This window comes from Mucilaginibacter sp. cycad4 (assembly GCF_034263275.1).
Taxonomy (GTDB): Bacteria; Bacteroidota; Bacteroidia; order Sphingobacteriales; family Sphingobacteriaceae; genus Mucilaginibacter.
Window position 1 is genome coordinate 6,450,018 of the sequence record NZ_CP139559.1, and the last position, 22,543, is coordinate 6,472,560.

The 22,543-nt window shown below is 43.3% G+C and carries 12 protein-coding genes; 9 read left to right on the plus strand and 3 right to left on the minus strand.

Going from position 1 to position 22,543, the window contains the following annotated elements; translation table 11 throughout:
• Positions 1–305: 305 nt before the first annotated feature.
• A complete protein-coding gene (locus SNE26_RS26765; protein ID WP_321556903.1) occupies positions 306–1,487 on the minus strand; it encodes an alginate lyase family protein in 1,182 nt (393 codons plus the stop codon).
• Positions 1,488–1,767: 280 nt separating this feature from the next.
• On the opposite strand from SNE26_RS26765, the gene SNE26_RS26770 reads away from it, so the two are divergent.
• Positions 1,768–2,301 carry an OmpA family protein gene (locus SNE26_RS26770; protein ID WP_321556904.1) on the plus strand — a complete coding sequence of 178 codons (534 nt, stop codon included), beginning with the start codon at positions 1,768–1,770 and terminating at the stop codon, positions 2,299–2,301.
• Positions 2,302–2,360: 59 nt separating this feature from the next.
• On the opposite strand, the gene SNE26_RS26775 is transcribed toward SNE26_RS26770, so the two are convergent.
• On the minus strand, positions 2,361–2,828 hold the full coding sequence (locus SNE26_RS26775) for a DinB family protein (protein ID WP_321556905.1): 468 nt from the start codon (positions 2,826–2,828) through the stop codon (positions 2,361–2,363).
• 214 nt (positions 2,829–3,042) lie between these two features.
• Here SNE26_RS26775 and SNE26_RS26780 point away from each other — a divergent pair, with 214 nt between their 5' ends.
• The 7 genes from SNE26_RS26780 to SNE26_RS26810 all read left to right on the plus strand — a co-directional run bounded on the left by SNE26_RS26780 (position 3,043) and on the right by SNE26_RS26810 (position 18,085).
• Positions 3,043–4,755: an arylsulfatase gene (locus SNE26_RS26780; RefSeq protein ID WP_321556906.1), complete on the plus strand. Its 1,713-nt coding sequence runs from the start codon at positions 3,043–3,045 to the stop codon at positions 4,753–4,755.
• Positions 4,756–4,799: 44 nt separating this feature from the next.
• The gene (locus SNE26_RS26785) at positions 4,800–7,277 is read left to right on the plus strand and encodes a glutaminase domain-containing protein (protein WP_321556907.1); all 2,478 of its coding nucleotides are present in this window, start codon (positions 4,800–4,802) and stop codon (positions 7,275–7,277) included.
• Between the two features lie 417 nt (positions 7,278–7,694).
• Positions 7,695–10,811, plus strand: coding sequence for an AsmA family protein (locus SNE26_RS26790; RefSeq protein ID WP_321556908.1), 3,117 nt, complete (start codon positions 7,695–7,697; stop codon positions 10,809–10,811).
• Between the two features lie 157 nt (positions 10,812–10,968).
• Positions 10,969–12,612, plus strand: a complete 1,644-nt coding sequence (locus SNE26_RS26795; protein ID WP_321556909.1) for a tetratricopeptide repeat protein — start codon at positions 10,969–10,971, stop codon at positions 12,610–12,612.
• A gap of 258 nt (positions 12,613–12,870) precedes the next feature.
• Complete coding sequence (locus SNE26_RS26800) at positions 12,871–15,639, plus strand: TonB-dependent receptor domain-containing protein (protein WP_321556910.1); 2,769 nt, start codon at positions 12,871–12,873, stop codon at positions 15,637–15,639.
• A 35-nt stretch (positions 15,640–15,674) separates the two neighbouring features.
• Positions 15,675–16,928, plus strand: coding sequence for a right-handed parallel beta-helix repeat-containing protein (locus tag SNE26_RS26805; protein ID WP_321556911.1), 1,254 nt, complete (start codon positions 15,675–15,677; stop codon positions 16,926–16,928).
• Positions 16,929–16,984: 56 nt separating this feature from the next.
• On the plus strand, positions 16,985–18,085 hold the full coding sequence (locus tag SNE26_RS26810; RefSeq protein WP_321556912.1) for a phytase: 1,101 nt from the start codon (positions 16,985–16,987) through the stop codon (positions 18,083–18,085).
• Between the two features lie 267 nt (positions 18,086–18,352).
• Here the strand turns inward: SNE26_RS26810 and SNE26_RS26815 are convergent, their stop codons facing one another.
• Complete coding sequence (locus SNE26_RS26815; protein ID WP_321556913.1) at positions 18,353–18,913, minus strand: thioredoxin family protein; 561 nt, start codon at positions 18,911–18,913, stop codon at positions 18,353–18,355.
• A 270-nt stretch (positions 18,914–19,183) separates the two neighbouring features.
• Here SNE26_RS26815 and SNE26_RS26820 point away from each other — a divergent pair, with 270 nt between their 5' ends.
• Positions 19,184–22,534 carry a VCBS repeat-containing protein gene (locus tag SNE26_RS26820; protein ID WP_321556914.1) on the plus strand — a complete coding sequence of 1,117 codons (3,351 nt, stop codon included), beginning with the start codon at positions 19,184–19,186 and terminating at the stop codon, positions 22,532–22,534.
• The last annotated feature ends 9 nt before the right edge of the window (positions 22,535–22,543 follow it).

Sequence of the window (22,543 nt, forward strand, 5' to 3'; positions counted from 1 at the left end):
ACACAAACCTGTTAACCAAATTCATGATACTTATGAATATCGCATACTAATACCAGGAAAGGCGCGTTAATAGGTGTAACAGATGTTTTTGTATGAGTAAAATTATATAAACATCTTATTGTAAATACCTTATAATAACCTCAATACGATTCAATCACAAGCGTAGTAGTGCTTTTGTAGTGTGATGATATACAGAGAAAACCCGCCTTCCCGATAAAAAAATATTTTGATGATACGCTTAACTCACAGTTTATATATTATTATAGACAGGAAAAAGCGTTGATGGGGAAAATCACTTACCCGGTTTAAAACCAGATAAGCGGGTGCCTGATGGGTAAATTCCGGATAACTTCTTCAACCTGAGGGTTATGATCCAGTTTTTGCCAGGTTGTTAACCATGCTTTTTCATGGTAGGCATTAGCACCAAAAAGCAGGGAAGGCTGTGCAATTGGCCAGTTATCCCAATACATTACGTCGGGTTTTAAAGTCCATTTACTTTTATCTGCCACAAATGGATATAAGTAAGTTATGCCTTTTTTGATGGATTGGCCATCCGGTGTTTCAAAGTTCCATAAGTTATCCTGCGGACTTGAAAGGATCTGGCATAGCATGGTCATGGCATCCAGATTGAAAATAGAATAGCCATAGGGTTTAGTACGTGCCAGCTCTAAAGGGAAACTGCCGTCGGGGCCCATCTGGCGGGGGAGTAATATGGTTTTATATCGTATGCGAATCGAATCAAGCACTACCTCATTTTTACAAAGTTTGGCAAAGGAGGCCACCTGCATGGCCCAGCAGGTGGCGTGGTTATTTTTAACATCCCTTTCCTGCATACCGGGTTTGCTGGTCATGAGCCATTGGGTATAGTCGGTAAACCATTTTTTAACAGCGGCCGCAGTTTCGGCATCTATCGCCTTTTCCATAACGATAACACCCTGTGCAACTTCCATGAGGTGAATGGTGTCGATGATGCCATAATTACGGCCGGTGAACTGCCCTTTAACTGCCTGGGCGAACCATAGGCTTGGGTTCATCAATGTTTCGGGATCAATAAACCAGGCTTTAAGGTGGATAACAGCCTGTTTAACATATTTTACATCGCCGGTTATTTTATAGGCCGATGCCAGGGAGCCGATGATCTTGCTAAAGCGGATCATGGCTTTACGGTGTTCTATAAAGTTATCAGGGTTGGTCATGCCATCACGGTTAATGTATGCGCCATCCGGGTTTTTGGGATCGGGCCAGAAATAATCGGCTTCCGAAAAAAAGTCGTGCTTGCCGCCGGCGCTCCTTGGTGAGGATGACGCAGTTACCGTAACAGGCTGTTGTTGCATGGCCCACGCAGCTTCGGTCATCATTTGTTTTTTGAGGGTTTGTTCGGCAGCTTTTTCTGCAGGAGATTTATCTGGTTTTAATGGTTTGAGCGTAAATGCAAATTGACTAAGGATTATAACAGCAATTAATATTGCAGCAAATAATTTTTTCATGGTAATGGTTTATAATGGTGCCGACAAGATAAGAATAGTGGATAATTGTTTTTGGTATGTAGGGGATTGGCGGAGCCGTTTTTTCACGATAACGTTGAAGTAAAAAGCTCTTAGCGCATTTATTCTTTATTAGGATTTGCAGGCTCTCCAAGGCAAATGGCATAACTATTGATTAAATAATCTACATCAGTATGTAAAAAGCGTTATTCAGCCATAAAATTATGGTTGGGCACTATAAACATTATGCCAACGTTTTTTATGTTTACGCAAATCATTAGATATGAAAACTCTAAAAACACCTTTATTAGCTCTTGCAATAGCTGTTTTAGCTATCACTACCCAAGCCTGCAAAACCAAAAAAGCGGTTGTGCAAACACCGCCACCGGCCCAGCCAACACAACAAGCTGCAACACCTCCGCCTGCACCAAAACCGGCGCCAGCTCCTCCGCCGGCCCCTGCTCCTGCACCGGAGAAACCAGATTATAATTTCAGCAATATCCAGTTTGAGTTTAACTCAGCAGTGTTAAAAACTGCTTCGTACCAAACTTTAGATCATATTGTTAAAGAATTGAAATTAGACCCATCGGCTAAGTTTGTTTTAAATGGCAACGCTTCTGCCGAAGGTACAGCCGAGCATAACATGTCATTATCTGTAGATAGGGCAAACTCTGTAAAACTGTATTTGGTAAACAGCGGCGTTAATGGGGATAACCTTACTGTAAAAGGCTGGGGCGAAAGCAAACCGATAGCTGATAACACTACCGAAGATGGCCGTGTGCTTAACCGTCGTGTTGAGGTTAAGTTGGCACAGTAAATAAAAACTTTAATAGAAACTACAGGCAGCTCATTGGGCTGCCTTTTTTGTTGTCAAAACTATTCGGTACCGTTAACTAATTGAAATATGGTAAATAAATGATGGGCCTCATGCAATATGAAAAACTCGGCCCATTTTAAAATGGTAAGCCTGCCATACTTAGGGTGTACGCCAATGCGCGATAATTCGGTGTCGGTAAGTCCTGACAACAGGTTTATAATTGTTGTCCTGTCCGCGTTAATTATATTCAGCAGCTCTGCCAAATTCATTGATCTGAAAGGCGAAAACTGAGGATCAAGATCACCGTTGTAGCGGTCAAATACAGGTGTATCTTCATTAAGAATCTGATGCATCCGGCCGGTAAATATTTTCTGGTAGCGTGCCAGGTGGGCTATGTTATCTAAAGCGCTCCATTTGCCGGGTGTCGGTGGCGTAATTAATTTATCATTGCTTATGCCGGCAACCAATTGTTCTATGGTGAGGTGCTGGGTTTTTAGTCTTGCAGAGAGTGATGTATATAAGCTCATATGCCTTACGGTTGATTTTAAAGTTCATCACAAAAATGATACGATTTTACTAATGATTGAGCCGTTTTGTGTAAAATGATTGCTTTAATTTGGAAGGTGCAAAACTGTCCGTTGTGCTGTATGTTCATGCATAAAAGCCCCGGTCATTTTTAACCTTCCTGCTTTATTGAAAACGTAAATTTAACCAGCTCCGGCGCAGGTAATTTGATCGCCTATGAATAAATATAAACTATATGCCGGTTTATTTTGTACCGGTGCAATAGTGCTTGTTTCAGCTGCATGGCAAACTAAAGCCGTGAATCAGCCTGAGCCGGTAAGGAAACGCCCGAATATTATCGTGATCCTGGCCGATGATATGGGTTTTTCTGATCTGGGCTGTTATGGCGGCGAGGTTAATACACCTAATATCAATTATCTTGCGCAAAATGGTATCCGGTACAGGCAATTCTATAACACATCGCGTTGTTGCCCTACAAGGGCGTCCCTACTTACAGGTTTATACAATCAACAGGCAGGCATAGGCAAAATGACCGATGCCGAAGACCAACCCGGCTACCTTGGCCACATTACCGATAATGCAGTTACCCTTGCCGAAGTTTTGAAATCCGCAGGTTACCACACAGCCATGTCGGGCAAATGGCATGTATCCAACACCAATGGGCAGCCTGACCCGCAGGACCAGATGGCCTGGTTAAACCATCATAAAGACTTTGGCGATTTTTCGCCCATTAGCCAGTACCCAACCAGCCGCGGGTTCGAGAAATTTTTTGGTACCATTTGGGGCGTGGTTGATTTTTATGATCCCTTTAGCTTGGTTAGCGGTACTGTCCCCATTAAAACTGTCCCCAAAAACTACTATCATACAGATGCCATTAACGATACGGCGGTGGCCTATATCAAGGGCTACGCTAAATCGTTAAAGCCATTCTTTTTGTACGTTGCTGAAAATGCACCGCACTGGCCGCTGATGGCAAAACCCGGGGATATTGCGAAATACAAAGACACATACAAAGCGGGCTGGCAGGTAATCCGCGAAGCGAGATACAAAAAAATGGTGAAGCTTGGCCTTATTGATCCCGCAAAAACAAAGCTACCCAACCGCTGGAAAGGCGATCTGCAATGGGAAAACAATCCTAATAAAGAATGGGATGCCATGGCAATGGCGGTTCATGCCGCTATGATCGACAGGATGGACCAGGGCATCGGTCGTATCATCAAAACACTGAAGGAAACCGGTCAACTGGATAATACGCTTATTGTTTTCCTTTCAGATAATGGCGCCAGTGCTGAAAACTGCGCTGCTTATGGTCCGGGCTTTGATCGCCCTAACGAAACACGCGACGGGCGGAAAATTGTCTATGCCACAAAAAAGGAAGCTTTGCCCGGTCCGGAAACTACTTATTCATCTATCGGTCCCCGTTGGGCAAATGTAGCTAACACCCCGTATGAATATTGGAAGGCCGAATCATACGAGGGCGGTATCCACACGCCGATGATCGCCTTTTGGCCGAAGGGAATTGTTGCCAACAGGGGAGGTTTTAATGATCATGTAGGCCATGTGATGGACTTCATGAGCACCTTTGTTGAACTGGCCGGGGCTAAATATCCTAAAATCTATAAAGGGCATAATATTCCGCCGACTACCGGTATCAGCCTTGTGCCAAGCTTTAAAGGCAAACAGACCGCAGGCCATGAAGATCTGTTTAACGAGCACTTTGGAGCACGGTATGCGCGTTCAGGAAACTGGAAGCTGGTATCGCTAAGTAATGATACTACCTGGCATTTGTACGATCTGTCGCAGGATAAAACCGAAACTACCGATCTGAAATCGAAATATCCGGATAAGGTGCACCAGTTGGATAGCCTTTGGCATAGCTGGGCAAATACACACCAGGTTTTTCCAAAGCCGGGAAATAAGAGTAAATAATAAAAACCCAACACTAAATAAAACCCAAAAGTAAAACGTAATTTATGAATCGCATTTTCAAAAAAACGTACCTGCTCGTTTCCGGATTGGCAGCGTCGTTTGTTGCACAAACAGCGTTAGCTCAGGATAAGATGCCGTCCTATCCGCTGATCACGCACAACACTTATTTCAGCATCTGGTCAAACACGGATAAGCTGAATGAGTCGACCACCAAACACTGGACAGGGAAAGACCAATCATTATTGGGCCTTATTAAGGTTGATGGCAATTACTACCGTTTTATGGGAGCATCGGCCGTTAATTATAAAACCATTTTGGCCGCTACCGACGAAAAATCATACACCGGCCAGTACCAGGCCGAAACTGCCCCGGCGGCAGGCTGGGAAAAACCAGGCTTTAATGATCAGGCATGGAAAAGCAGCGCTGCTCCATTTGGTGATGAGCGCGCAAGCAAAGGCACCGACTGGAGAGGTAAAGACATTTGGGTTCGTCGTAAATTCAATATTGCCGAATTACCAAAAGGCCGTTTAATGTTGAAAATTTATCATGATGATGAAGCTGAAGTGTACCTGAATGGCCAGCAGATTGCTGCTGAAGGTGGCGCTAACGGCGATTTTGAAACTGTTGCATTGCCGGCCGGCGCAAAATCAAATTTAAAAGTAGGCGAAAATGTTTTGGCTATCCATTGCAAAAACACCGGTGGTGGCTCGTTTATTGACGCTGGTCTTGCCGAAGAAGTATTGAGCAAGGATGACGAAGCCGTTAAACTGGTCGAGCAAACCAGTGTTAAAGTTACTGCTACCCAAACAGTATATAACTTTAAAGCAGGCGAGGTAAACCTGAAACTTACCTTCACTTCGCCACTGGTTATGAGCGATCTGAAATTGTTCACTACCCCGGTATCTTACATTACTTACCAATTGAAATCAACCGATGGTAAAGCGCATGATGTTCAGATCTACCAGGGGGTATCAAGTAATCTCGCTGTAAATACGCCATCACAGGAAGTTACGGCATCAAAATACAGCCAAAACGGCCTTAAGTTGTTAAAAGCCGGTACTGTTGAACAACCTGTATTACAGAAAAAAGGTGATAACCTGCGTATTGACTGGGGCTATGTTTATGTTGCTTCGTCAACAGCAGGCGCTAAACAATACATTACTCCCGAAGGCGATGCTGTATCTGCCTTTATGGGAGCTCAAACCGGTACTGCCACCGCAACCGGAAAACAGTTCATGCTGAACACCGTATTGCCATTTGGCAAAGTGACCGCTACCCCGGTATCTAAATTTATTTCTGTTGGGTATGATGATATCTATGCTATTCAATACTTCAAAAACAATTTAAGGCCATGGTGGAGGAATACTCCGGGTGCAACTATTGAAGGCGTATTGAGTGATGCTACCAAAGCTTACGCTAAGGTGATAGGCACATGTGTAAAAACAGATGCTAAAATCTGGGCCGATGCTGTTAAAGCCGGTGGTGAAAAATACGCTAAATTATGCGTAATGGCTTACCGCCAAAGCATAGCCGCGCACCAGGTGGTTAAAAGCCCTGAAGGCGAATTGTTGTTCTTGTCTAAAGAAAACTTCAGCAATGGCTCAATCAATACGGTAGACATTACTTACCCATCTGCTCCAATGTACCTGCTTTACAATCCTGATTTATTGAAGGGTATGATGAATGGTATTTTCTACTTCAGCGAAAGCGGTAAATGGAATAAACCATATTCATCGCACGATTTGGGTACCTACCCATTGGCTAACGGCCAAACTTATGGCGAAGATATGCCGGTAGAAGAAAGCGGGAACATGATCATTCTTAATGCTGCTTTAGCAAAAGTTGAAGGCAACGCCAACTATGCAAAAAAACACTGGAAAACGTTAACCATCTGGACAGAGTACCTTGCCAAATCAGGCTTTGATCCGGGTAGTCAATTATGTACTGATGACTTTGCCGGTCACCTTGCGCACAATGCCAACTTATCGGTAAAAGCCATCGTAGCTATTGATGCTTATGGCGAATTAGCAGGTATGTTAGGCGACGCGGCTACCGCCAAAAAGTACAAAGCGATGGCTAAAGATATGGCTAAAAAGTGGGAAGAAAAGGCCAATGCGGGCGACCACTACGGCCTGGTATTTGACAGCAAAGACACCTGGAGCCAGAAATATAACATGGTTTGGGATAAAGTGTTGGGCTTGAAATTGTTCCCTCAAAAAGTGTATGACACAGAGCTTAAATTCTACCTTGCTCATCAAAATGCTTTTGGTTTGCCATTGGATAGCCGTAAAACTTACACCAAAAGCGATTGGATCCTGTGGACAGCAGCAATGGCTGATAACAAAGCTGATTTCAACGCTTTAGTTGCTCCGGTTTACAAATTTGCTACCGAAACCTCATCGCGCGTACCACTAAGCGACTGGCACGAAACTACCAACGGTAAAATGGTAGGCTTCCAGGCCCGCAGCGTGATTGGCGGTTATTATATGAAAACCTTACGGGATAAACTGGCGGCTAAATAAGTCAGTAATTTTATTCTATCCAATTAACAAAGGGCTTGCATAGCGGGCCCTTTGTTATTACAGCCCGTCCTGGTCGAAGTTTAGCGGTAGCGTAACTTCGTCCTAAAACAGGTTAAGCTTTCAGCTTAACCCTAAAAACATTATTGCACTAAAACATGGCAAGGCTACGGAAGCAGAATGCTTCCATCATTTTGGGACGAAGTTACGCTGTCGCTAAACTTCGAGCAGTAAAGGTAACCTCGAGCAGTAAAGGTAAGGGGCTCGTTTTACCTGTGGCAGGTAGCTTGTGGTGGGTGTTATTACCGTACCACTTCAGGTTAACCATCACTTTTCCATAACATTACAATCATCATTATTTGATATTAAATAATTGCGTTTTATGATTACTTTCATGCTTCGTTAGCTATAATAATTTCTATGCCGCTCCCCTTGAAAAAAATATTGGTTAAAACGCTTAAAATAAGCGCCATTACTATTGTGAGTTTGTTGCTGTTGATGTTCCTGTTGCCTTACCTTTTCCCCGAAACGGTAACTCAAAAAATTAAACAATGGGCGGCTGGCAGCGTAAACAGCAAGCTTTCTTTTTCAGGCACGCGTTTGTCATTCTTTAAAAAATTCCCGTCGCTAACACTAACGCTTAATGATTTTGTGCTGAATGGCAGTGTGCCTTTTCAGAATGATACGCTGATTTCGGCAAAAGAGATTTCATTAGCTATCGATCTTTCATCGGTATTTAAAAGCAAGATCAATGTAAATAAGATCTATCTTGATCATGCATTGATCAATATCCAGGTTGACAGCGCCGGTAAAGCCAATTACAATGTTTATAAATCGGCACCTCCAAAGCAGGATAATAAAGCTGATACTGCCAGTGCATCGTTAGGGATTGAGCAGATCCTGATAGAAAAAAGCCATTTGGTATATGACGACCGGTCGCTGCCCATGCAGATCAACGCGCGCGAACTTAATTACAAAGGCAGCGGTGATTTAAGCAAGGATATCTTTGATCTTTATAGCCATGTAGATGCTGCTTCGGTAGATTTTTATTACGGCAACAAAGCCTACGTGCTTAAGAAAAAGGTAAATGCCGACCTGGTTACCAGTATCAATACCAAATCATTGGCTTTCGCTTTCCAGAAAAATGATCTGCTCATCAACCAGCTCCCGGTTAAGTTTAAAGGCAGGTTTGAGTTTTTGAAAGATGGCTATGATATGGATTTCAAGATCAGGAGCGATCAGAATGATCTTGGCGATATTTTTACCGCCATACCTGACGAATATGCCAGATATGTTGATGATATGGATATCAACGGTAACGGCATTATTCAGTTGGATCTTACCGGCAAATACATCGCGTCAAAAAATATCATGCCCAATTTAAGCATCAGCATGAAAGTGCGCGATGGTTTCATCGCCAATAAAAATACCCCGGCACCCGTTAAAAATCTGTACCTGAATATGGATGCCAGTTTGCCCGGCCTCAACCCGGATAGCCTGACCGTTAATGTTGATTCGGTTTACTTCAATATCGGTAAGGATTATTTTGGTTCGGTATTGAAACTTAAGGGCATCAAATCGCCCTACATTTACGCCAAGGTGAATACCGAAATTGACCTGGAGCAATGGTATAAAGTATTCGGGATTAAGCCATTTCAGGTGAAAGGCCGCTACGGCTTACATTTATTAGCTGAGGGTAAATATACCACCGGTATTAAAAAGACAGGCTTGAGGCAAAAGGTAGATACGGTGATCACCAGCATCCCTCAATTTAAACTGAAATCGACGTTCAGGAACGGGTATTTTAAATACACCAAGCTACCGCAGGCCATCAATAATATCAGTTTTGATCTGGATGCCGCCTGTCCCGATCATAATATTGCCAACGCCACCATGGATGTGCGTAACCTGAATATTAATGCGCTTAATAATTACATCAAAGGCTATTTGAAACTAAGCAACAAAGCTGGCGCATTAATTGACGCCGGTTTGAATGCCAAATTTCATTTAGACGATATCAAACAGTTTTACCCGGTAGATAGTATTGATTTTCGGGGCGATTTTGATGCTAACCTGCAAAGCAAGGGTAGATATATCCCTGCCCGCCGGATCTTCCCGGTTACCAATGCTGAGATCAACCTGAAAAACGGTTACATCCAAACCAAATATTACCCGCACCCTATGCAAAATGTGCAGGTGAGCGTGAATATTTTTAACAATACCGGTTCGCTAAAAGGTCTTAAGGTGAACATTAAGCCGGTGTCGTTCAATTTTGAGGGACAGCCATTCCTGCTCAGGGCCAACCTGCGCAACTTTGATGATCTTGATTATAATGTAGCCTCGCGCGGTAGCCTTGACCTGGGTAAAATTTATAAAGTATTTGCAGTAAAAGGATATGATGTAAATGGCTTTGTAAGTACCAACTTTAAACTGAAAGGCAAACAAAGCGATGCTACTACAGGCCATTACGAGAAACTGGCCAACTCAGGCAGTATGAAGGTGAAGAATATTAAGCTTACAACAGAGCTGTTCCCGAAACCGTTTTTTATCACCAACGGTGTATTTAGCTTTAACCAGGATAAAATGAAGTTCGACCAGTTTAAGGCTAACTATGGTAAATCGATAGTGGTGCTTGATGGTGCTTTGTCAAACGTGATAGGTTATGCTATGCAGCCGAATTCACCACTAAAAGGTGAGTTTAACCTGAAAAGCGATTTGATCATTGCTGATGATTTTATGGCTTTTGCAGGCCTGCCGCCATCTGCCAAACCAACCAAATCGTCGGGAGTAATCCTGGTGCCTTCCAACCTCGATCTTAATTTTGCCGCCGATGTAAAAAAAGTGAAATATAACGGTTTGGATATCAGCGACGCTAAAGGTGCGATGAACATCACCAACGGGCAAATTGTACTTAAGCAAACCGGTTTCAGCCTGATAGGTGCACCTGTACTAATGGACGCTACTTACGGCAGCATCAACCCGCAAAAAGCATTTTTTGATTACCATATCAACGCCAAAGAATTTGACATTCAGCGTGCTTACCGCGAAATCAAATTGTTTCACGATATGGCCAGCTCTGCAGAGCATGTGCAGGGTGTTGTATCCTTAGATTATAAACTGGCCGGTAAGCTTAACAGCGATATGAAACCTGTTTATCCATCATTAAAAGGCGGCGGTGTACTCTCGGTAAAACAGGTTAAGGTATATGGGTTGAAACTGCTGAGTGCTGTTGGTAAACAAACCGGGCACGACAGTGTTGGCCATGGCGATGTGAAAAAGGTTGATATCAAAAGTACTATAGCTAACAATATCATGACTATCGAGCGCACTAAAATGCGCATTGCAGGTTTCAGGCCAAGGTTTGAAGGGCAGGTGGGTTTGGATGGTAAACTGAACCTGAAATTCAGGTTAGGACTACCGCCTTTCGGTATTTTCGGGATCCCGATGACTATCACCGGAACCCAGGATAAACCACTGATCCATTTGGGTAAGGGTAAAAAGGAAGATGAGTTGAAAGAAACCCAGGATGAAGAATAGAAGCGGGTTAAGCGGCCTATTGAATGTAATATAGTTAACACGCCGTAGTTAGTTAACATTAAAGTAACATTGAAGTGCTTCTTTTGTATGCTCTCTTGCTGCTTTGGTAGTAAGGGTGGCTTTCTTTTCGCGTAGTGGTCAGGCTCAATTTTCAGATATGATTAAACTCTACACCAGGCTTATTCAATTAACGCTGTACCTGTTTTTGTTAACATCGGGTACAATGGTTTGGGCTCAATTAATCAAAACAGGTCGTTTTCAGGAGTTACAGTCACTTGGGCAGCAGCATCCCGATTCGGTATTGATCGTACTGAAAAAGATCCACGCCGATGCTGTTCAGGATAATGATAACCTTAAAGCCGGCGTGAGCCTGCAGCAAATGGGTCAGGTCTGTTTTAACCAGGGACATTATGCGCAGGCCCTCGATTTTTACTTGCATGCGGATAAGGTATTCGGGGAGATAGGCAATAAGGATTTACTGGCCGAAAATTGGGGCAAGATGGGGATTCTGTATTATTATAACAGGCAGTCGGATAAATCATTCCAATTATATAAAAGGGCGTTGTCTTTATACAAGGCAACCAATAATAAAAAAGGCCAGGCCGAGATCTTTGGTGCTATTGGCCACCTGTATGAAAAGCATCATAAGTATGACAGCTCCTTTTATTACCAACGCCTGGCGCTAAACAGCTATCAGCGCATCGGAGATGATTATGGGCAGGCAAAAATATACGAGAACCTTGGCAGTATTCATGAGGATCTGGCCAATTATGATTCGTCTTATTCCTGCTTTAAAAAATCGTTAGAGATCTATAACAAGTACAATAATGAAGTCGCGAGTATTGAGGTGATCAATAATATAGGCGATATTTTGCGGAAAACCGGTAAATATGAAGAAGGGATTCAGCAATCGAGAAAGGCATATTCGTTATCATTAAAAACAGATAACATGTACCAGCTGGCAGCCTCCTGCCGTGACCTGGGCAAATCATATCAGCTTCTGAACAGGCTGGATAGCGCTTATCATTACCTGGAGCTCAGCCGTAAATACTCGCTTGAGGTTTACTCAAGAGAAAGCATCAAGCAAACTTCATTTTTGCAGGTGCTATATGATATGGATAAAAAGAGCGATGAAATTACCCGGCTTAATAACATCCGTAAAACCAACCAGATAGTTACCATTGCCGGCGTTACTATTTTCCTGTTGCTTGTCATACTCGGCTTTGTGACCTTCAGCAGGCAACGCCTTAAAATGCGTGACCAGCGTGCCCTGGCCGAGCAAAACCGGTCGATATTTGAGGCTCAGCGCGATTTAATGGAGCTGGAGCTGAAGAACAAACAACTGGAAGAAGAAAGCCTTAAGCAGCAGCTGGAACTCAAAGGGCAGGAGCTATCTTCTCATACCTTAAACCTCATCAAGAACAACCAGTTGCTGGAGAGTATGCGCAATACACTGCAGGATATGGTAAAAGAAGATAAGCGCGATCAGAAGCGGCAGATGCAGCAAATTATACAGCAAATAAATCAAAGTTTTAATCATGAGCAGCACTGGAAGGAATTTACCGTTGCCTTTGAACAGGTTCACCAAAGCTTTTTTGATAAGCTGAAGCAGCAAAGCAATGATCTTACCTCGACAGATCTACGCCTGATAGCCCTGCTTAAAGTCAATATGGATTCGAAGGATATTGCCGGTTTATTGGGCATCTCTATTGATAGTTTACGGGTGGCCCGTTACCGTTTAAGGAAGAAACTCAATATCGATCAGGGCGAAAATCTCAGCACCTTTATACAGGCCCTGTAATCCGAATACCTTCCAATTTTACATCTTTTCGATACTTAACATTAGCTTAATGTAACGGTAACTGAATGATAATGGAGGGTTTGGTTTTTGTTATAATATTGAAAATCAATTAATTGTAATTTTATGCTGCTGTTGCGTATACGCCTTGTGTAACGCTGTTTCCTTTTTGTAACGGCAGGTTTTAGCAGATGTATTGCTGATTTAAACACTTTTGCGCCGTCAAAAAGCAAATCACAATTGCATTAATCGTTTCGCAAAATGAAAAAATACTTACAAACATTATTATTCCTGCTGTTATGCGTTACCGCCGCTAACGCAACCAAGCTGAAAGGTCATGTTTATGACCGGAAAACCGGCGAGCCTATGGTGGGGGCCACCGTTAGCCTCGACCGAACGAAGATCGCTACGACAACCGGCCTCGATGGTTCATTTGAATTGAAGGATGTGCCCAAAGGTACTTACACAATACGGGTTTCTTACATTTTGTACACAACGGCTGTGCAGGTGGTTGAAATATCCAAAGATGATACCCCCCGTCTGAAAATATACCTCGAAGAAGCGAACAAGCAACTGCAGGAAATTAGTGTTGTATCACAAAGAAACGGCTCGACCGAAAGAACGGCCCGCCGTATTGAGCAACAGGCTACACAGGTAATGAACGTTGTATCGGGCAGGGCTATCGAAGTATCTCCCGATTTAACGGTTGCTAATGTGATCTCCCGCGTATCCGGTGTATCGGTTGAGCGTAATACTAACGGCGATGGCCAATATGCCATTTTACGCGGTATGGATAAACGTTATAACTACACGCTGGTAAACGGTGTTAAAATACCAAGCCCTGATAACAAATATCGTTACGTACCGCTTGATATTTTTCCTTCAGATCTGCTATCAAGGCTGGAAGTTTATAAAACACTTACCCCAAACCTGGAAGGCGACGCTGTGGGTGGTGTGGTTAACATGGTGATGAAAGACGCTCCTGAACGCTTTGAAATTAACGCTAACATTGCAGGTGGTTACAGCCAGCTACTTTTTGATCGTAAGTTTATGAGCTACGATTATTCAAGTATAAACCATAAATCCCCTTATGAAATAAACGGTAAAACCTATCAGGCAACACAGGCCGATTTTGGTACCGGGACATTAAATTATTCGCTTAAACATCCTGCACCAAACCTTGTTGGTAGCTTGTCGTTAGGCCAGCGCTTTTTCAATAACAAATTGGGCGTGTTGGTAGCTGGTAGTTACCAAAATACTTATCGCGGTAGCAATAGCGTGCTTTATGACACTAAAGTTGTTCCAACGTCTCAATATGCGGCGGTTACCAGCCGGAATGACAGGGAATATTCTGAACAACAAAAACGTTACGGCTTGTTTTCAAAACTTGATTATGTATTAAACAGCCGCAATAAACTAAGCTTTGTTAATACCTATGTTAACTTAACCAGCATCCAGGTCCGCGATGAGAAGTCTACCAATTTCTCAACTGATTATGATCCGGACAAAGGAAACGCCCAGTTAGGTTATTCAACCCGCAGCCGCTTTACCGAACAGCAAATCTACAGCGGAACACTACGCGGCGATCATAAACTGTTTAATGATAAACTTAAGGTACAATGGTCGGCAGTTTATTCTTCTGCCGAAAACGAGGTCCCTAATAATACTACCATCGACTTAAATGGTGTTCGTGAAAACTTTGTTGACAGGCGTACTTACCTTGCAAACGGTACATCGCTTACTCATCGCTGGGAGCGTAACACCGACGAGGATAAAGCTGGCTACCTCGACCTGACTTATACCGCGCCCGTTGGCGGTGTTAATGTTGACTTCTCTGCCGGTGGTTTATACCGCGATAAACAACGGAGCAGCTTCTATAACAATTACAACCTTACCGCTGCCAATCCAGATGCATTATATGGTACCGATTTTACAAATTACACCCAGCTAAACTTTAACGTAACCAACCAGACGGGCGCAGTTGCCAACTCATTAACTAATGATGCATCCGAAAAGATAGGTGCCGGTTATGGTATGTTTAAATTTACTACAAATACTATCCAGGTAGTTGGCGGGGCACGCGTTGAGCATACTAATCAGGGTTATCACATGCTTTTCCCACAGGGTGAATCACGCCCTACGGGTAATCAAATATACACAGACGTATTGCCGAGCTTAACCTTGAAATACTTCTTAAGTGATAAAAACCAGTTGCATGCCTCTTATTTCAGATCGATTAACAGGCCTGGCTTTTTTGAGATTATACCAGGAACCAGGCCAGGTGAGGACTATAATGAACGTGGTAACGCCGACCTGAAACATGCTATTGCCGATAATTACGATTTAAGATATGAGCTTTTCCCTGATGCAAGCATGCAATTTTTAGCCGGTGTATTTTACAAACAGATTAAAAACCCGATAGAGTATAGTTTCCAGGCGGATGCAACCCGTGGTCAGGATACTTATTATGTTCCGGGCAATTTTGGTACAGCTAAAAACTATGGATTAGAGCTTGATTTGGTTAAGTTTTTTAACAAGTTTGGCGTAAAAGCTAATTATACTTATACCCATTCGCGCATCACTACCATCAAAGATACTTATATCGCTGATGCCAATGGTGATACTCACCTGACTACAGTAAATCAAACAAGGCCATTGTACGGTCAGTCAGAACATATCGCCAACCTGTCATTTTTGTATAAAGACACTAAAAAAGGGTGGGATGCACAAATTGCCGGAGCCTATACCGGGCCGCGCATCAACACGGTATCACAGTTCCTGAATAATGACCTTTGGCAGCGCGGTTTTATCCAGATGGACGCATCGGCCGAAAAACGTTTCAAAAATAACCTGAGTGTATTCATTAAAGCGGGCAACTTGCTTAACACACCGGCTAAATTGTTCCTGAAAGGTACCAACCCTGAAAACGCTACCCTGAAAGATGATAACATCGTAGCAAACGGACAAACATTGATCCGCAGCGATTACTATAAGCAAACCTACCTGATAGGTGTTCGCTACAAACTTTAAAAAAAATTTATCAACCATAAATAAAAGGCATTACAATGAAACTAAAACAAATATTCGCGGCAGTGCTGCTATCGGCCATAGCCTTTAGCAGTTGCAGAAAAGCTAACCTTGATGTTGATACAAGCTCAAACGATGGTTCGGCGAGTGGTGAAGTATCCGGCGTTTGGGCCAAAGGCAGTACGCAGATCATCAAAGGTGATATTATTATTCCCGAAGGTAAATCACTTACTATTGAAGAGGGTGTAACTGTATTGATGGATACCCTTGCCAAGCCGGAGTTTATAGTAAAAGGTAACCTTTACTCGTTAGGTACTGCCGAAAACCCTGTAAGGATAACAGTGAACCCGGAATACCGTACCGACGCCAAAAAATTTGGTAAAATGTGGGGCGGTATCCTGGCAGCTAAAACCTGCGCCGAACTGGTGCTTGACCACACCATTTTAGAGTATGGCGGTAATACAACGTCTGATGCTTCAACATCAGTAAAACAAGGGCTTTACAAAGCCGTAGCCGGCGAAAACTTACCGGCCCTGTGGTTTTCGAATGTTAACGGTAAGCTTATCGTTGTAAATTCAACCGTACGTAACTTTCAGGAGGATTGTACTTATATTGAAGGTGGTAACATCATTTTTGCTAACAATACATTTTATACCACAGGTGTTACCGGTGGCGAGGCTATGAACTTTAAATCGGGTTGTTTAGCTGATGTTGGCTTTAACCTGGTATACAGTGCCAATACCAATGCTTTAAAGCTATCAAACTCGGGCGACCGTACGCCGCAGGCTTACATCATCTGTTATAATAACACCATGATAAATACCGGCTGGCGCAGGCCATCGGCAAAGGGCGGTTCTATCTGGCTGGAAAATAACGTACATGCCGATATTTACAACAACCTGTTTGCAAATACCCGTTTTGGTATCAAACGCGACACCAAATCTACCGAAGATAAACGTACCATTATCAGCAATAACCTTTATTACGGTTATGATCAAACTACGGTAGATCAGTTTCAGCCGTCAACAAATATTGTTGGTGGTGTTAACGATATTATCGGTACAAAAGCCGGCGATAACGATCCTAAATTTGTGAACTATCCTGAATCTACCCCCGTATTGAACGCAGTTTTTGATACCAATTGGGATTTTCATTTGCAAAGCGGTTCGCCTGCCTTAAACCATGGTATAACCAACTTTACCCGTCACCATGCTGCTGGGATTACCGTAAACGGGATAACTTATGTATCTCCTGATCCGGCTAATTACATCGGCGCTTTCGGAACAAAATAATTAACTCATGGCAATGATCCTGCACTCCCCTGCAGGATCATTTTTAATAATGATCAATGAATAAATTAAGCAAATTAACATATATATTATTTGTTGTAGCTATAGGTAATACCGCTTGCGGCCAAAGCCAGATACGCCACAGTAAAGGGCTTACCATCCCGGGCAGTACAGCACCCGAAATAAAACCGGTGGTTATTACCGAACCTGTGTTATACGATACCGATGATCCGGCCATATGGATCAACCCTGCCGATCCTGCTCAAAGCCTGATCATAGGCACCGATAAAAACAGCGACGGCGCGCTTTATGTATTCGACTTGCAGGGTAAAATTATTAAGGATAAGGTTGTGCGTGGCTTAAAGCGGCCAAACAACGTTGACCTGGCCTATGGTTTAATGCTCGGCGGCAAACCCACTGATATTGCTATTACTACCGAACGCATGACCCACAAACTCCGGATCTATTCATTGCCTGATATGAAACCCGTAGATAATGGCGGCATTGACGCATTTGTTGGCGAAACCGGTTTTGAATACCGCGATTTGATGGGCATCTCCATCTATACTGCAAAAGATGGAAAAATGTACGCTATAGCCGGCCGTAAAAGTGGGCCGCAAACGGGTGGGTATATCTGGCAATATTTGCTTGAGGATGATGGTACCGGCAACGTTAAAGCCACGCTGGTTCGTAAGTTTGGCAAATACAGCGGTAAAAAGGAAATTGAATCCATTGCTGTTGATAATGAGCTGGGATATATCTACTACTCAGACGAACAAGTAGGCGTACGCCAGTATTATGCCGACCCGGAAAAGGGCGATCAGGAACTGGCTATATTCGGTACTACAGGCTTTAATGCCGATCATGAAGGGATCTCAATTTATAAATTAACCGATACTACAGGCTACATCCTGGTATCTGACCAGGGGGCAAACCGCTTTCAGATCTTCAGCAGGGAAGGCACCAAAGCAAATCCTTTTGAGCATAAGCTTTTGAAGATAGCTAACGTAGCCGCAAGGCAAAGTGACGGCAGTGATGTAACTGCGACACCTTTAAACGACACTTTTAAACATGGCATTTTTGTGGTAATGAGCACCGATAAAACTTTTCACTATTACCGCTGGGAAGATATAGCCGGTAAAGAGCTTAAGGTAAAATAACGGTATAAAAAAACTCCTATGTGCCCATATCTTTTTTATTGTACTATTATATAAAAAATGTCATTTCGACGACCCAGGGTGGGATTTGTGCGTTGGAGGCGAGGAGAAATCTTCTACGCCCTGCTTTTACAGGCATAGTTGCTTAGCCCGATGTAGAAGATTTCTCTTTCGCCCATCGTTCACGCCCATCCGGCCCTATCGTAATGACTTTTTTTTAAATGGGTACACATACAGTAGCCTTTGGATGAAAGTTGGTTTTTGCCAAAATCATTGTAGCTGATTTATAATATCTAAAAACTCCAGCTGAAAGCTTTCGCCTTTATCCTCATTATACCATTTCTGCAATGCTATCTTTTTTTCGCCCATTTCAACATGGTCTTTAACCATTTGAAGGTATAATCGCTGGCATTCGGCCGGCCGGGGCCCCCAGGTACCAGGGGCTTGATTATTTTCGCCTGCAATAATGATCTTGGGGATTGACCGGGTGCCATTGGTAAGGTAACTCTCGATCAAAAACGGCGGCGAATCCCTTAACTGATAATCAACTTTTATGAGCGGATTTAGCTCCGAAAGGCGATGCAGGAATGGTATGGTATGCGAAGCATCGCCGCACCAGGCCTCGGTAATAACCGTCCATAATTGTGGTTTGCTGATCCTTTCGATGGCATTTGTCAGATCCGGGTTTAGGACCCCAACCTTTAACCATCGCTGCTGGCGCGACCAATTTAACTTTGTATAATTTAAATAATCCGGGTTGTCATAAGGGGCCGGCGGATTAGGGCTATTCAAAATATCGAAAAATAGCTGCTGATATGCTGTGAAATCCATAATAATTGCATTTGGAGCCATTTATGGCAATTCCTTTTACGATATGAAATTAAATAATGTGCGGGGGAATTTTGTTGATGTAGGTTAATTTCGACAACCTTTACAAGGCTATGATTAACTGTACCGGTATCCCCCTTATTCATAAGGGTATCAATCTGCTCCGCACAGTCGCTTAAAAGCTATTTTTCTAAAGATATTTTCCATTCAGAATAATTGTTATATTGACATCAAATTTGCGATGCCTATTTATCGTAGCCACAATAAACCAAAATGAAGATATTCCGGTGCCCCCTCCCGCTTAAAAAGCGAAAAGAACGATCGTTTTTGATGTTCCCTGTTGTATGTGCCCTGATGCTATCCGCGGGATGTAATCACGAACCCTCCGCCAATTCCCAGCAACCACTATTTAAACTATTGCAGCAAGGGCAAACCCATATTGATTTTGCCAATACCTTAACCGAGGGTTTAAACACCAACGTGCTGATGTATGAGTATTTCTATAACGGAGGCGGTGTGGCAGTTGGCGATTTAAACGGCGATGGTATGCAGGACCTTTATTTTACCGGCAACATGACCGATAATAAATTGTACCTGAACCAGGGTAATATGCAGTTTAAGGATATTACTGCCGATGCCGGTGTAGCAGGCAGGCCCGGTCCCTGGAAAACGGGCGTTACCATAGCCGATGTTAACGGCGATGGTAAGCTGGACATATATATATGTTATTCGGGTAAAATAAGGGCCGAAAAGCGGGTGAACCAACTGTTTATAAACCAGGGCAACGATGCCGCCGGGGTACCCATGTTTAAAGATCTGACTGCTGATTTTGGCCTCGATTTTCCATCATTTAGTACACAGGCATACTTTTTTGATTATGACCGGGACGGCGATCTCGACCTGTTGTTAGTTAACCACAACCCCGCACGGATCAGCATTCTTGATGATGCATTTGTTAAAGAGATGTCGGCCAAAAAAGATAACGAATCGGGGATCAGGCTGCTGCGGAATGACAATAATCATTTTACTGATGTTACCGGTGCTGCAGGCATTATCAACACATCGCTGTCATATGGCCTTGCTGCCGGTATTGCCGATATTAATGGCGATGGCTGGCCGGATATTTACGTATCAAATGATTACAGCATTCCCGACAGGTTGTACATTAATAATGGGAAGGGCAGTTTTACCGATGAGCTTCAGAAACAGATCGGTCATAGTTCGTTTTACTCCATGGGGAATGATGTAGCCGATATTAACAATGATGGCAAACCCGATATCTACACCCTGGATATGCTTCCTGAAGATAACAAACGGCAAAAATTACTGTTCGGCGTTGATAATTATGAAGCCTTCGACCTGAACCTGCGGGTGGGCTTTTATTACCAGTATATGCGTAACATGTTGCAGATCAACAATGGCAATAACTCGTTCAGCGAAGTAGGACAGTTGGCCGGGGTTTCCAATACCGACTGGAGTTGGTCGCCCCTGTTTGCCGATTATGACAATGATGGCTGGAAAGACCTGTTTGTAAGCAACGGCTATACCCGCGACTATACCAATATGGATTTCCTGAAGTTTATGGGCGATAACCTTAAAGACAGGCGCGTAATGCGGCAGGACCTGCTGGATATTGTAAACCAGATGCCGTCATCGCAAATGAAAAGTTACCTGTTTAAAAATAATGGTAATACCACATTTACCAATACAAGCGAGCAATGGGGCATAACGTTGCCATCAAACAGCAATGGTGCTGCCTACGCCGATCTGGATAACGACGGTGACCTTGACCTGGTGGTAAACAATATCAATCAACCTGCTTTTGTTTATGAAAACCAGGCGGCTAAGCAAAATGACAACCATTATTTATCTATAAAATTAAATGGCAGCGGGGGCAATACGGAGGGGATAGGTGCTAAGATTAGCATTTATTCGGGCACTAAAACGCAGTACCTGGAACAAATGCCAAACCGGGGTTACCAGTCAACCGTGTCGGCTGTACTTCATTTTGGATTGGGAAAAGATAAACAGGTAGATTCATTAAGGATCACCTGGCAAAGCGGCAAGTCGCAGGTGCTTCAAAAAGTAAAAGCAGATAAGCAGCTTGTTTTAAATGAAAAGGACGCGTCGGGTACCAGTCCGGCGCAAAAGCAAATCAATCCGGTATTTAATGAGGTACCTGCCCCTATAGCATCAAGCGAAAGCGATAATACCACCAATGATTTTAAACGGCAGCCGCTAATGGTAAACTCCATATCCTTTTCGGGTTCCATCCTTACCAAAGGCGATGCAAATAGCGATGGGCTGGAGGATATTTATGCCGGTGCTCATGACGGCAAAGCGGGTGTTTTATACCTGCAGCAAAAAGATGGGAAGTTTATAAGCAAAGCTGTCCCCGCATTTGAGGCCGACAAGAATAGTACCGATGCTGCAGCTTTATTTTTTGATGCCAACGGCGATGGTAAACCCGACCTGTATGCATGCTCCGGCGGTTATGCCGATTATAAACCAGATGATGTGCTGCTGCAGGACAGGCTGTACCTCAACGATGGTAAAGGCAACTTCAGCAAAGCTAATGGCGCTTTGCCCAAAATGACCAGCAGTAAAAGCTGTGTGAGAGCAGCCGATATTAATGGGGATGGTTTCCCCGATCTGTTTGTTGGCGGCAGGGTAATACCCGGGCAATATCCCGAGGCGCCTGAAAGCTATATTTTGATTAACGATGGTAAGGGGCATTTTACCGATGAAACCGCAAAATATAATCCCGTAATAAAAAATATAGGTATGGTGACCGATGCCGCCTGGGTTGATATGAACGGCGATAAAAGGCCCGACCTGGTGCTGGCCGGCGAATGGATGCCGATTACGGTTTTTGAAAATAGCGGCGCCAAACTAACCGATGCCACAACAAAATATTTTGATAAAAAATATGCCGGCTGGTGGAATTGTTTACAGGTAAGCGATATCAACCATGACGGTCATCCCGATATTATAGCCGGAAATATTGGTTTAAATACGCAATGTAAAGCAAGCGATGCCGAACCTGCGGAAATGTTTTACAAGGATTTTGATGATAACGGCTCTGTTGACCCGATGCTTTGTTTTTACATTCAGCATAAAAGTTATCCCTTTGTAAGCCGCGATGAATTGCTTGATCAGTTGAGTGTTATGCGGGGCCGGTTCCCCGATTATAAAAGTTATGCTGATGCCACAATGGACACGATTTTTACTGCCGAAGAAATGAAAGATGTAAAAAAACTGACAGCTAATGAACTGGCTACAGCATGCTTTATCAGTAATGCACAAGGAAAATTAAAGCAGGCGGGATTACCCTTACAGGCCCAGTATTCGCCGGTTTTTACCATTGCTTCATTTGACTATGATCATGATGGCAAGGATGATCTTTTGCTTTGCGGCAACATCAACAAGGCCCGGATACGCTTTGGTAAATATGATGCCAATTACGGCGTATTGCTTAAGGGAGATGGTAAGGGCAACTATCAATATATAAACCAGCAGCAATCGGGCTTCAACATCAGGGGAGATGTTAGGAGCGTACTTCAATTAAATAATGTTTTACTATTTGCCCTTGATAAAGGCAAACTAAAGGCATATAAGCAATAATAAAAAGCA